Annotated in this window: 9 protein-coding genes; 7 read left to right on the top strand and 2 right to left on the bottom strand. The window is 71.7% G+C overall.

The window, feature by feature from the left end:
• Positions 1 to 8 precede the first annotated feature (8 nt).
• From AC061S_RS28810 to AC061S_RS28800, 3 genes are all read left to right on the top strand, one after another.
• Complete coding sequence (locus AC061S_RS28810; RefSeq protein ID WP_478688805.1) at positions 9 to 1,322, top strand: amidohydrolase; 1,314 nt, start codon at positions 9 to 11, stop codon at positions 1,320 to 1,322.
• Positions 1,319 to 2,599 carry an ATP-grasp domain-containing protein gene (locus tag AC061S_RS28805; protein WP_478688804.1) on the top strand — a complete coding sequence of 427 codons (1,281 nt, stop codon included), beginning with the start codon at positions 1,319 to 1,321 and terminating at the stop codon, positions 2,597 to 2,599. The genes AC061S_RS28810 and AC061S_RS28805 overlap by 4 nt, the downstream gene beginning before the upstream one ends.
• Positions 2,600 to 2,697: 98 nt before the next feature.
• Positions 2,698 to 5,310: an ATP-grasp domain-containing protein gene (locus tag AC061S_RS28800; RefSeq protein ID WP_478688803.1), complete on the top strand. Its 2,613-nt coding sequence runs from the start codon at positions 2,698 to 2,700 to the stop codon at positions 5,308 to 5,310.
• Positions 5,311 to 5,322: 12 nt separating this feature from the next.
• Here AC061S_RS28800 and AC061S_RS28795 read toward each other — a convergent pair whose 3' ends face one another.
• Positions 5,323 to 6,531 carry an RNA-guided endonuclease InsQ/TnpB family protein gene (locus tag AC061S_RS28795; RefSeq protein ID WP_478688831.1) on the bottom strand — a complete coding sequence of 403 codons (1,209 nt, stop codon included), beginning with the start codon at positions 6,529 to 6,531 and terminating at the stop codon, positions 5,323 to 5,325.
• 158 nt (positions 6,532 to 6,689) lie between these two features.
• Here AC061S_RS28795 and AC061S_RS28790 point away from each other — a divergent pair, with 158 nt between their 5' ends.
• Genes AC061S_RS28790 through AC061S_RS28780 form a run of 3 tightly spaced genes read left to right on the top strand, consistent with a single transcriptional unit; the run spans position 6,690 to position 9,702 of the window.
• Positions 6,690 to 8,030 carry an MFS transporter gene (locus AC061S_RS28790; RefSeq protein ID WP_478688802.1) on the top strand — a complete coding sequence of 447 codons (1,341 nt, stop codon included), beginning with the start codon at positions 6,690 to 6,692 and terminating at the stop codon, positions 8,028 to 8,030.
• Entirely contained in the window at positions 8,027 to 9,271 is a 1,245-nt protein-coding gene (locus tag AC061S_RS28785) for an aminotransferase-like domain-containing protein (RefSeq protein WP_478688801.1), read from the top strand. Before AC061S_RS28790 ends, AC061S_RS28785 begins: the two co-directional genes overlap by 4 nt.
• A gap of 56 nt (positions 9,272 to 9,327) precedes the next feature.
• Positions 9,328 to 9,702: a nuclear transport factor 2 family protein gene (locus AC061S_RS28780; protein ID WP_478688800.1), complete on the top strand. Its 375-nt coding sequence runs from the start codon at positions 9,328 to 9,330 to the stop codon at positions 9,700 to 9,702.
• A gap of 68 nt (positions 9,703 to 9,770) precedes the next feature.
• On the opposite strand, the gene AC061S_RS28775 is transcribed toward AC061S_RS28780, so the two are convergent.
• The gene (locus AC061S_RS28775) at positions 9,771 to 10,367 is read right to left on the bottom strand and encodes a DUF937 domain-containing protein (RefSeq protein ID WP_478688799.1); all 597 of its coding nucleotides are present in this window, start codon (positions 10,365 to 10,367) and stop codon (positions 9,771 to 9,773) included.
• Between the two features lie 300 nt (positions 10,368 to 10,667).
• On the opposite strand from AC061S_RS28775, the gene recD2 reads away from it, so the two are divergent.
• A complete protein-coding gene (gene recD2 / locus AC061S_RS28770; RefSeq protein ID WP_478688798.1) occupies positions 10,668 to 12,914 on the top strand; it encodes an SF1B family DNA helicase RecD2 in 2,247 nt (748 codons plus the stop codon).
• Positions 12,915 to 13,089 lie beyond the last annotated feature (175 nt).

Raw genomic sequence — 13,089 nt, 5'->3', positions numbered from 1 at the left:
TCACCGCTATGACCGACACGAATGCCCTGCTCGAAGGCCTTGACGCGCTGATGCCGGCCCTGGAGGCCGACTACCGCGAACTGCACACCCACCCCGAACTCGCCTTCCAGGAGAAGCGGACGGCGGCCCTCGTCGCCGAGCGGCTCACCTCCCAGGGCGGCTGGGAGATCACCACCGGCGTCGGCCGCACCGGCGTGGTCGCCGTCCTGCGCAACGGCGAGGGACCGGTGGCCATGCTGCGCGCCGACATGGACGCGCTGCCCGTCAAGGAGGCCACCGGGCTGCCCTACGCGAGCACCGAGACCGGCACCGACGAATCGGGCGCCGAGGTCCCGGTGATGCACGCCTGCGGCCACGACCTGCACGTGGCCGCGCTGATCGGGTCCTGCGCCCTGTTCGCCCGTAACCGAGGGGCGTGGAGCGGCACCGTCGTCGCCGTCTTCCAGCCGGGGGAGGAGAGCGGCTACGGAGCCCGCGAGATGGTCGAGGACGGCCTCTTCGAGCGCTTCCCGCGCCCCGACGTGATCCTCGGCTCGCACGTGGGACCCGGCCCCGTCGGGCTCATCGCGACCCTGCCGGGCACGGTCATGGGCGCCACCGACTCCATCACCGTCACGCTCTTCGGGCGCGGCGGCCACGGCTCCAAGCCCGAAGCGGCCGTGGACCCCGTGGTGATGGCGGCCTCGCTCGTGCTGCGGCTCCAGACGGTCGTCTCCCGCGAGATCGCCGCCCAGGAACCGGTGGTGGTCACCGTGGGCAAGCTGCACGCCGGCACCACCGCCGCGGTCATACCCGACACGGCCGAGCTCGGCATCAACGTGCGCACCAGCTCCGCGCCGGTCCGCGAGAAGGTCCTCGCGGCCATCGAGCGGCTCGCCCGCGCCGAATCGGCCGCCGCGGGGGCGACCGCCGACCCGGAGATCACCGCCGTCTACCACCTGCCGATGACCGTCAACGACACGGCGGCCGCCGAGCGGGTCGCCGACGCCCACCGCGAGCACTTCGGGGCCGGAGCCGTCATGACGATGGGCCCGACCACCGCCAGCGAGGACTTCGGGATCCTCGCCACGACCGCCCAAGTCCCCTCCGTGTACTGGTTCTACGGCGGCCTCGACCCGCAGGCCTTCGGCGAGGCCTTCGCGGCCGGCAAGCTGGACGAGCTCCCGCAGAACCACTCCTCCACCTTCGCGCCGGTCGCCGGACCCGCGCTGTCCGTCGGGGTCCGCACGATGGCGACGGCCGCCCTGCCCTGGCTCGCCGCCGCCCTGGCCGCCACCTCCCCGGCCGTCGCCGACGCGGGTGAGGGAGGCGAGACGGCATGAGCGCCGACCGGCCGCACATCATCGTCCTGCACCGCTGGCGGGACACCCACGCGCACTACGCCGACTACCTCGACCACGACTCCGCCCACGTCACCTACGTGAGCACCGAGCTCGGCCGTGCCTCGCTGCCGGAGGCCGCCGCCGCGGTGACCACCGTCGGGCTGACCGACGACCTGCCCGCCGTCCGCGCGGCCGTCGCCGGGCTAGTGGACCGCTTCGGCGCCCCGGCGCGGTTCATCGCCCTCAACGAGGGGGACCTGGACATGGCCGCGCTGATCCGCGAGGAGTTCGCGATCCCCGGCCAGCACACCGCCGAACTGGCCGTGTTCCGCGACAAGCTGACCATGTGCCGCACGGCCGAGGCCGCCGGCCTGCCGGTGCCCGCCTTCGCCCCCGCACCCGACGTGGCCGCCGTGCTCGCCTTCGGCGAGTTACACGGCTGGCCGCTGGTGGTCAAACCGCACCGCGGCACCGCCAGCCGGGGAGTGGTCCAGATCGACTCGGCCGCCGAACTGGCCGCGCTGACCGGGCAGGACAGAAGACTGGAAGCCGCCCTGGCCGCCGAGCCGCACCTCGTGCAGAGCTACGTCGACGGCCCGATCCTGCACATCGACGGCCTGTGGGAAGGCGGTTCGCTCGGCAGCTGGACCGTCTCCCGCTACGTGGGCGGCACCTGCGCCGACTTCACCCAGGGCACCTGGCTCGGCTCCGTGGAGGAGGACGACCCCGCGCTGCTGGACGCGGTCGAGGCCTTCGCCACCGCGGTCGGACCCGCCCTCGGCGGCTCCCAGCCCTGGGTCTTCCACCTGGAGGCCTTCGTCACCCCGGCGCCCGGCGGCGGACCCGCGCTGGTCTTCCTGGAGTGCGGGGCCCGGGTGGGCGGCGGGGAGATCCCCTTCACCTGGCGCGACGTCCACGGCATCGACCTGATGGCCGCGGCCGTGGACATCCAGCTCGGCCTGACCCCGGTCCTGCCGCCGCTCAAGACCGGCGAGGTCGGCGGCTACCTGCTGCTCCCGCTCCCGGTCCCCGCCCCCTGCCGGGTCGAAGCGGCCGGCTGGGTACGGGAACCCGCGCCGGGCCGGCTCCCGTACGCCGTCAAACACACCCCGGTCGGCGCCACGGCCCCGGCGATCAGCGGCTACGAGCACGTCGGGACCCGCTTCCGCTTCCGCGGCGCCACCACCCGGGAGGTCGAGGCGGCCATCACCGAGTCCGCGAACTCCTTCCGGCTGACCTGCGTACCGGTCGGGTCCCCGCCCGCCGACGCGGGCTGACCCCCCACCGCACCTCTCGTACCACCCCTCGCACCCCCTGTTCTCCGGGGCGAACCAGCTCCACGCCCCGTACCGGAAAGGAATCCACCGTGGTCGTCATGACCTCTGAACCCCGCCGCGTCATCCTCGTGGGCAGCCGCATACAGCAGTACCGGGAGTACGCCCTGGCCTCCCTCGCCCGGCACTACGAGGTGACGCTCGTCGCGCCGGAGGCGCCCACCTGGCAGGCCCGCTACGTGGAGACCCACCGGATCGCCGACACCACGGACGCCGCCAAGCTGTACGCCCCGGTCGCCGACCTGCGCGGCGAGGTCGCCAACGCCGCGATCGTCACCTGGGACGAGTGGTCGCTCGTCGCCGTGTCCTCGGTGGCCAAGAAGCTCGGCATGCGGGCCATGGACCCGGCGGCCGCCAAGATCTGCCGCGACAAGTACGCCACCCGCCAGGCCCTCGAAGCGGCCGGCATGGCCGCCGTCCGCTACGTCCCGGCCACCACCGAGGACGAGGCCGTCGCCGCCGCCGAATCCATCGGCTTCCCCGTCGTCGTCAAGCCCCGCACCCTCGGCGGCAGCTTCGGCGTGATGATGGCCCGGGACGTCGACGGCCTGCGCCGGGCCTTCCGGCTCGCCTCCACCAGCCGGCTCCGCGGCGCCGGCACCACCGCCTCGGTCCTCATCGAGGAGTTCGTCGAAGGCCCCGAACTGAGCGTGGACAGCGTCGTCGTGGACGGCGTCGCCACCCCGGTCTGCGTGGCCCGCAAGCGCCTCGGCGCCCACCCGTACTTCGAAGAGGTCGGCCACCTCGTCACCGACTGGCGCCACGAGCCGTGGGCGGAGGCCGTCACCCAGCTCGTCCAGGACTCCCACCGCGCCGCCGGAGTCGACTACGGCGTCACCCACACCGAACTGCGCGTCTCCGCGGACGGCCCCCGCCTGATCGAGCTCAACGGCCGCCTCGGCGGCGACCTCATCCCGCACCTGAACGAGCTCGCCACCGGCGTGGACCTGCCGCTGGCCGCCGCCCGGATCGCCTTCGAGGAGACCCCGGACATCACCCCGACCCGCGCCCTCAGCGCCGAGGTCCGCTTCCTCTACCCCGCCTACGACGGCGCCGTCGACCGCGTCGTCCTGCCCAGCCCCGAGGACGTCCAAGACCTGGCCGAGGCCGTCGCCCTGGTGGAGCCCGGCGACGAGCTGCTGCTCCCGCCCCGCGGCCTGACCCCCCGCTCCGCCGCCCTCGTCGCGGTCAGCGAGACCCCGGCCGGCACCCGCCGCGCCCTGGACCGCGCCGAGGCGCTCTCCCGTACGGAGGTCTCCGGAGTCGCCGCGCACCGGCTCGGCGCCCGCGTCGAGAACGCCGTGACCCGCCGCTTCTTCGACCACGAGCGCACCGCACGCCGCCAGACCGTCTCCGGCGTCCGCGGCGTGGAGTGGTTCCGCTACGGAGCCGGCGGCGGCGAGGGGCTCAACCGCCCCGTCTTCCTCAGCGAGGCCGACGTGGCGGGCCTGGAGAACGACCTGAACGGCCTCTTCGACCTGCTCAAGGCGGTGCCCGCCCGGCTCTTCGGCGGCGACCTGCGCGCCTTCGCCACCGCCGTCGGGATGTCCCCCACCCAGGCCGACCTGGTCCTGCGCGGCTCCGTGGACGAGCTCGCCCCGCTCTCCCGCGCCGACCTGTACCGCGAGACCGGCGGCTTCCGCGTCATGGAGCTCAACACCGGCTCCTCGCTGGGCGGCTGGCAGATGGGCGAGTTCGCCCGCGCCCTGATCCAGGACGCCGATTTCGCCGAGTTCGCGGCCGCCGAGGGCCTGGTCTACCCCGACCCGCTGGCCCGCATCACCGAGGTGCTGCGCCGCCAGGCACCCTCCCTCGAAGGCATCGAGCGGCCGCTGCTGGCGATCACCGACTGGCCCGAGGGCTTCGAGAAGTCCAAGTGCTGGATGGAGTTCGTCGTACCGGCCTTCGAGCGCCTCGGCTTCGAGACCGTCGTCTGCCACCTGGGCGACTTCGCCTACGAGAACGGAAACGTCCTCCACGAGGGCCGCAAGGTCGACGTGGTCTACCGGATGTTCCTGCCCGGGGAAATGCCCGACGAGCCCCGCACCTACGACCTCGTCAACCCGCTGCTCGACGCCGTCGAGGCCGGCACGGTCGAACTGTTCGCCCCGCTCGACTGCGAGCTGTACGGCAACAAGGGCAGCCTCGCGATGCTCAGCGACGAGCGCAACCGCGCCGTCTTCACCGAGGCCGAGCGCGAGCTGATCGACCGGATCCTGCCCTGGACCCGCTTCGTCCGCGACGAGAAGGTCACCTTCGGCGGCGAGAAGATCGACCTGCTGCCCTACGCCATCGCCAACAAGGACCACCTGGTCCTCAAGCCCACCCTGCTCTACGGCGGCGTCGGCGTCACCCCCGGCTGGACCACCGACCAGAAGGAATGGGTCGCCAAGCTGCGCCAGGCCGTCGACGGCCCGTACGTCCTCCAGCACCGCCTGCTGCCGACCACCGAGCGGTTCCTCTCCGAGGACGGCGAGACCTGCGAGGACATGGCCGTCGCCTACGGGACGCTGATGGTCGACGGACGCTACGCCGGCACCCTGGCCCGCGGCGTCACCGACACGGCCGTGGGCATCGTGAGCATGCTGCGCGGCGCCCAGATCGGCTGCGCGTTCCACGTCGACCCGGCGGCCGAGGGAGTGAACGCGAATTGAGTCCTCCCCGCCCTAACGGGCGGGGATTCCTGGCTCACTTCGCCCGCGGCCCGGCGGGCGCGCAGGTCTTACGAGATCAGCACCAGCCGGGTTGAGACCAGCCCGGACGAGCATGACGCGTGCGGAGTTCTTGTCTCTGGGGGAGACGGCTCCGCAGGCGGTGCACGTATACGTTCGCATCGAGAGGGGTAGCGCGTGCTTGGTTCTCGCTCCGCACTGTGCGCAGTCCATGGTGGTGTGCGCGGGGTGGACAAGGTGCACGATGCGCCCGTGCTTGCGGCCCATCTCGATCAGCGCCGTCTTGGTGGCGGAGATCGCTGCGTCGGCGGCTTTGCGGGCCAAGGTGGACTTGGCGAGGAAGTTCGGTCGGAAGTCCTCGACCGCGAGGGCGTCATGGTCTCGAACCACAGTCTTGGCCCACTTGCGGGCGGTGTCCTGGCGTTGCCGGGCCACCTTTTTGTGGAGCTTCGCCGTCAGCCTCTTCGCCGCCCGGTAGCCCCTCGAACTGGGCTTGCCCTTCGCCGGTTTCCGGCGGGCCATCATCCGTTGGTAGTGGGCGAGCCCGGCGGCGGCCTTCCGCCCGTGCTCGGGGTGCGGGAGGTCGTGGGCGTCGCTGGTGGTGGTCGCGGTCTCCTTCACGCCCCAGTCGATCCCGATCACCGCACTCGTTTCCGGAAGCCGCTGCACCTCGGCGGCGACGACGAAAGATGCGTACCAATGGCCGAGGGTGTCGCGGTAGATCCGTACCGAGGACGGAGACTTGGGCAGGTTCCGCGACCACACGACCGTCACGGCGATGCCGCCCGCCAGGTGCAGACACCCGTCCTTCAACCGGAATCCGCGCTGCGTGTAATTCAGACTCGGGCCGGCCTGGTTCTTCTTTTTGTACCTCGGCATCCCGGCCCTCTGGCGCAGCGGCAGCCGTGCCTTGATGTCCTTGAGCGCCTTGGCGCGGGACTTTCCGAAGTCCCGGATGAGCTGCTGCTGCGGAACGCTGCTGCCCTCACGCAGCCACGTGTTCGCCGTGCGGGCCAAGGTCAACATCTTGTCGAGTCGGGCCGGACCGCACTTCTCGTCCTCGGCGTGGGCCTTCTTGGACCGGGCCACGGACTCGTTCCAGATCCACCGGCACCGCGCCCACTCCGCCTCCAGAGCGCCGCAGGCAGTGGCCGACACGCGAAGTCGATAGGTGTACCGGGCGTGCCCGGCATCCTCGGCCATCTGCGCTGTCGTCACGCGGTCAACTTAACCAAGGCCACTGACAATCCAAGAATGTGCAGGTCGCAAAAGATGCGCAGTGCGCTCAGCCGCTTCGCGGCTCCGTTTCAAGGACCCGTTCTTCCCCGGGCTGATGCCCAGGCCGTCCTGGGAGAGATGAAGTGACCGACATCGGGAACGGGGCCGCCGAGCCGGTGGAGGAGGAGGCGGCCGCAGCTCCGGCCGCCGCCGCACCCGCCACGCTCTGGCGGGACCCGGAGTTCCTCAAGTTCTGGTCCGGGGAGGCGATCTCGCAGGTCGGGGCCCAGGTCACGACCCTGGCGCTGCCGCTCACCGCGGTGCTGACGCTCGACGCCAGCTCCTCCCAGGTGGGCTTCGTCAACGCGGCCTCCTACGCCCCGTTCCTGATGGTCACCCTCCTGGTCGGCGTCTGGGTCGACCGGGTGCGGCGCAGGCCCCTGATGATCATGGCCAACGTGGGGCGTGCGCTGCTGGTCAGCGCGGTGCCGCTGCTGGCCGTGCTCGACCTGCTCCGCATCGAGCACGTGTACGTCGCCGCGCTGCTCGTGGGCACCCTCACGGTGGTCTTCGACGTCTCCTACCAGTCCTACCTGCCGACCCTGGTCGGCAAGCAACACCTGGTGGAGGGCAACAGCAAGCTCCAGGGCACCAGTTCGCTGGCCCAGATCGGCGGGCCCGGACTGGCCGGGCTGCTCATCGGCTGGGTCACCGCCCCCTACGCCCTGCTGATCAACGGGATCTCGTACCTCGTCTCCGTGCTGACGCTGCTCGCCGTACGGCGCGTCGAGCCGGAGCCGGAGCCCCAGCAGGAGCGGACCGGGATCCGGACCAGCATCGCCGAGGGCATCCGGATCATCTGGGACAGCGCCCACCTGCGGGCCTGCGCCCTCCAGTCGGGGCTGTACAACCTGTGCTGGATGTCCCTCCAGACGGTGTTCGTGCTCTACGCGGCCCGCACGCTCGGCATCTCGCCCGGCGGCATCGGCCTGCTGCTGGGCACCGGGGCGGTGGGCTCGCTCGCCGGCTCGATGGCCGCCCAGTGGCTCAAGCGCAGGACCGGGCTCGGCCCGGCCATCCTGACGGCCCTGCTGCTGTGCTGCCTGGCCCCGGTGGCCATCCCGGCCGCTCCGGCGAACGGCGGGGCGCTCTCGCTGGTCCTGTTCGTCGCCGCGTTCGGCCTGATCGGCGCGGGCGGCACCATCGCCAACATCCACATCATCAGCCTGCGCCAGTCCATGACCCCGGATCACCTCCTGGGCCGGATGAACGCCGGGTACCGCTTCGTCTCCTGGGGCACGCTCCCGCTCGGCGCCCTGCTGGGCGGCTGGCTCGGCGACCTCATCGGGCTGCGGGAAACGCTCTTCGTCACCTCCGCGCTCTTCCTGACCGCGGTCCTTGTGGTCCTGAAATCGCCGGTGTGGCGACTGAAGGACTTCCCGCCCCAGATCGTCGCGCAGCCGCGGAAGGTGGAAGCAAGGTGAGCACAGCGCAGCAACCCGCCGCCCCCGGCGCCATCGGGAGCCTGCTCGCCCGCCGGACCGGCTGGGGCCGCTCCGACGCGGTGAGCCGGATCCTGGCGGCCGCCGCCGCCCCCGGGGTGCTGTCGATGGCCGGCGGGATCCCGGCCCCCGACAGCTTCCCCGTGGCCCGGCTCGCCGAGGCCACCGACCGGCTGTTCGCCGGGTCGGGCGGGGCGGGCGGGTCTGCGGCACGAGCGCTCCAGTACGCCCCCACGGACGGCATCGCCCCGATGCGCGAGGTGATCGCCGCCCGGGCGAGCGCGACCGGGGCCCCCGTCGGCCCCGACCGGGTGATGGTCACCGCGGGCAGCCAGCAGGGCCTGGACCTCGTCGCCCAGACCATCGTCGACGAGGGCGACGAGGTGGCCCTGGACGACCCGAGCTACCTGGGCGCCGTACAGGTCTTCCGGCGGGCCGGAGCACGGCTGCTGCCGGTGCCCGGCGACGCGGAGGGGATGCGCACCGACGTCCTGGAGCAGCGCCTCCTCGCCGGGGCCCGGCCCAAACTGGTCTACGTCGTACCGCACTTCCACAACCCCACCGGAGCCGTGCTCTCCGAGGAGCGGCGCCGCCACCTGGCCGCGCTGGCCGAACGGTTCGGCTTCCTCGTCGTCGAGGACGACCCGTACGGGGACCTGGCCTACGAGGGGAGCAGGCTCCCGTCCACCGACGTCCACAGCGGGCGGGTGGTCCGGCTCATGAGCCTCTCCAAGACGGTCTGCCCGGGACTGCGCGTGGCCGGACTGGTCGCCCCGGCCGAGCTGATCGGGGAGCTGGTCGCCGCCAAGCAGTGCGGGGACCTCCAGACCAACACCTTCGGCCAGTACCTCCTCGCCGATCTGCTGGGGGACCCGGAATTCCTGCCGGCCCACCTGGCGGGCCTGCGCACGCTGTACGGGGGCCGGGCCCGCGACATGGAGACGCTGCTGCGCGAGCGGCTGCCCTGGCTGGACTTCGAACGGCCGCGCGGCGGGCTCTTCTTCTGGTGCCGGCTGACCGATCCCCGGGTGGGTTCGGACGCGCTGTACGCGCACGCGCTGGCGCAGGGAGTGGCCATCGTGCCCGGTACGCCGTTCTGTATAGAGGAGGACGGCTCGCGGGTCCTGCGGCTGTCCTTCGCCTCCCTGGACGGCGCGCAGCGCCAGGAGGGGGTTTCGCGGCTGGCCGCGGCCTGGGAGAAGGCCCTCGCCGACGGGCCGTGACGGGTCCTCTGCGTTCCGTGTTCCGTCTTTCGTCCACACCCTTAAGGAGCAAGGCCGTGACAACGACGTCGCCCGCACCGGTGACCGCCGAATCCCTGGTGGCCCGGCTGTTCCAGGTGATCGACACCCGTTCGTGGGACCGGCTCGGCGAGGTCTTCGCGCCGGACGCCGTGTACGAACGGCCGGGTTACCCGGCGCTGGAGGGTCTCGACCGGATCCGCCGGTTCTACGAGCACGAACGGATCATCACCTCGGGTGCCCACGAGGTGAGCCAGGTGACCGGGGGCCTGGCCGCGGCCGCCTGCTGGGGGCGTTTCCAGGGTGCCGACAAGGACGGCAGGACCCTGGACGAGGCCTTCGCCGACACCTACCTCGTCCGCGACGGCAGGATCGAGCGCCGCAAGACCTTCTTCTACCGTCCGGCGATCTGACGGCGGGCTTCTGGCGGCGGGCCTCTGGCAGTGGGCCGGGTCCGCTTCGTCCGAACGGGTGAACCGCCCTACTTCTTGCCGCCGCCGAGGATCTGGCCGAGCAGGTCGCCGAGGCTGCCTCCGGCCGCCGGGGCCGCGCCGGCCTGACCCGCGGGGGCGGCGCCCGCCGCTCCCGGTACCGCTCCGGGAGACGGGATGGGGGATTCGCCGCCGGCCGCCGCCGGGGTTCCGCCGCCGCCCTTCTTGGAGGCCGCGCGCTTGGCGAAGACCGCCAGCAGGACCGGGATCAGCAGCTCGATGACCCGGGCGACGGTGGGCGCGGGGATGCCGGTCTTCTTCGAGACGGCATTGGCCACGGGCCTGCTCACCTTGGCGAGCACCCCGGCCATCATCCCGCCGCTGAGCATGCCGCCCAGACCGCCGCCGAGGGTGGCCACGCCTTCCAGCGGGGCCTGGGTGACCTCGGCGAAGGCCTGGCGGACCTCGTTGCCGTCGTCGTCATCGGCGTCGGCCTTCTGCTGGAGGTCGCCGGTCATCGCCCCGACCGTGGTCGCGACGGTGTCACGGGCGCCGTTCGTGTCGGTGCCGAGGAGGCCGGCGATCTCGGTCAGCCGGTCGTCGCCGAGTTCGGTCAGCACGTCGTCCTGGAAGGAAGGTTCGCTCATGCCCGAAACGCTACTTCTGTGGCGATTCGGCGGCACCTCGGATGGCGTCCGGAACCCCCTTGGGTAATGGAAAGGTAAAGTTCCGGATTCGCGTGCAACCACGGGCAGGGGTCGTGGGTCGTATGTTGCGTCGGGACTTCCGGGGGGGATCCGGGGGGATACGGGAAGTCCGATGAGGGAGGGGTAACCGTGAGGGGGTCCGGCCGGAAGGCGGGACCCCCTTTTGGTTTGTCGGCTCCGGCCGCCTTCGTTTTCCACAGCCCCGGTATGGCTGTCGCACCCGGGCTGTAGCTTCGGGCCATGACGACGAACGCGGCCGTGGCGCCGGCGGTGGTCGAGGGGGTGCTGGAGCGCATCACCTACGCCAACGAGGAGAGCGGATACACGATCGCCCGGGTGGACACCGGGCGCGGCGCCGGTGACCTGCTCACGGTCGTCGGCTCCCTCCTGGGGGCCCAGCCGGGTGAATCGCTGCGCATGGAGGGCCGTTGGGGCTCGCACCCCCAGTACGGCAGGCAGTTCACCGTGGAGAACTACACGACGCTGCTGCCCGCGACCATCCAGGGGATCCGGCGCTATCTCGGCTCCGGCCTGATCAAGGGCATCGGCCCGAAGATCGCCGACCGGATCGTGGAGCACTTCGGCCTGGACACCCTCGACGTCATCGAGGAGCAGCCGAAACGGCTGATCGAAGTGCCCGGCCTCGGCCCCAAGCGCACCAGGATGATCGGCGCGGCCTGGGATGAGCAGAAGGCCATCAAGGAGGTCATGGTCTTCCTCCAGGGAGTCGGCGTCTCCACCTCCATCGCGGTGCGCATCTACAAGAAGTACGCCGACGCCTCCATCTCCGTGGTGAAGAACCAGCCGTACCGGCTCGCCGCCGACGTCTGGGGCATCGGCTTCCTCACCGCCGACCGCATCGCCCAGGCCGTCGGGATCCCGCACGACAGTCCGGAGCGGGTCAAGGCCGGACTCCAGTACGCCCTGTCCCAGTCCGCCGACCAGGGCCACTGCTTCCTGCCCGAGGACCGGCTCATCGCCGACGGGGTCAAGCTGCTCCAGGTGGACACCGGGCTGGTCATCGACTGCCTGGCCGAGCTCGCCGCCGATCCGGAGGGGGTCGTACGGGAATCCGTGCCCGACCCGCAGGGCGGCCCGGACCCCCTCACCGCCGTGTACCTGGTGCCGTTCCACCGCGCAGAGCTGTCCCTGGCCGGGCAGGTGCGCCGACTCCTGCAGGCGGAGGAGGACCGGCTGCCCGCCTTCCGGGACGTGGACTGGGACAAGGCCCTGGGCTGGCTTGCCGGCCGGACCGGAGCCACGCTGGCTCCCGCGCAGCGGGACGCGGTCCGCCTCGCCCTCACCCGCCGGGTCGCCGTCCTCACCGGCGGGCCGGGCTGCGGGAAGTCCTTCACCGTCCGCTCGATCGTGGAGCTGGCCCGGGCCAAGAAGGCCAAGGTGGTGCTCGCCGCCCCCACCGGCCGGGCGGCGAAGCGGCTGGCCGAGCTCACCGGGGCCGAGGCCTCCACCGTGCACCGGCTCCTGGAGCTCAAGCCGGGCGGGGACGCGGCGTACGACCGGGAGCGGCCGCTCGACGCGGACCTGGTCGTCGTGGACGAGGCTTCGATGCTCGACCTGCTCCTCGCGAACAAGCTGGTCAAGGCGGTGGCACCGGGTGCACACCTGCTGCTGGTCGGGGACGTGGACCAGTTGCCCTCGGTCGGCGCGGGCGAGGTGCTGCGCGATCTGCTCGCCGAGGGCGGACCGGTTCCGGCCGTCCGGCTGACGACCATCTTCCGGCAGGCCCAGCAGTCCGGCGTGGTCACCAACGCCCACCGGATCAACACCGGCCTGCCGCCGATCACCGACGGGCTGCCCGACTTCTTCCTCTTCCCCGAGGAGGACACCGAGGAGGCCGGAAAGCTGGCCGTCGATGTCGCCGCACGTCGTATTCCGGCCAGATTCGGCCTGGACCCGAGGCGGGACATCCAGGTCCTCGCCCCCATGCACCGCGGCCCGGCCGGCGCCGGAAACCTCAACGCGCTGCTCCAGCAGGCCATCACCCCGGCCCGGCCGGGCCTGCCCGAGAAGCGGTTCGGCGGCCGCGTCTTCCGGGTCGGCGACAAGGTCACCCAGATCCGGAACAACTACGACAAGGGCGCCAACGGGGTCTTCAACGGCACGGTCGGCGTGGTCACCGGCCTTGACCTGGAGGAACAGCGGCTGACGGTGCGCACGGACGAAGACGAGGAAGTGGCCTACGAGTTCGCGGAGCTCGACGAGCTGGCCCACGCGTACGCCGTCACCATCCACCGCTCCCAGGGGAGTGAATATCCGGCCGTGGTGATCCCGGTCACGACCGGTGCTTGGATGATGCTCCAGCGGAACCTCCTCTACACCGCGGTCACCCGGGCGAAGAAACTGGTCGTCCTGGTCGGGTCCCGCAAAGCCCTGGGGCAGGCGGTGCGTACGGTTTCCGCAGGCAGGAGGTACACGGCCGTCGCACCCAGGCTGTCCGGCCGCATACCGGTGGGAAACATCACCTAGATGATCGATCATTTGGGGTTCCTACAACGGTTGCGGAGGGGGCAGGATGTGCACGCTGGCGGCACTGAGTGCCGTCGAAAACACCAAAGCTCGACCCCGAGTGCACTCACCTGCGCCAAATGGGGGAAGGTAGAGGCAGTCAGGGCACCTCGAAGAAGAGGCACTACGTCGGTGA

This window comes from Streptomyces sp. CA189, from assembly GCF_056428985.1.
This window is presented reverse-complemented; position numbering and strand designations above follow the sequence as displayed.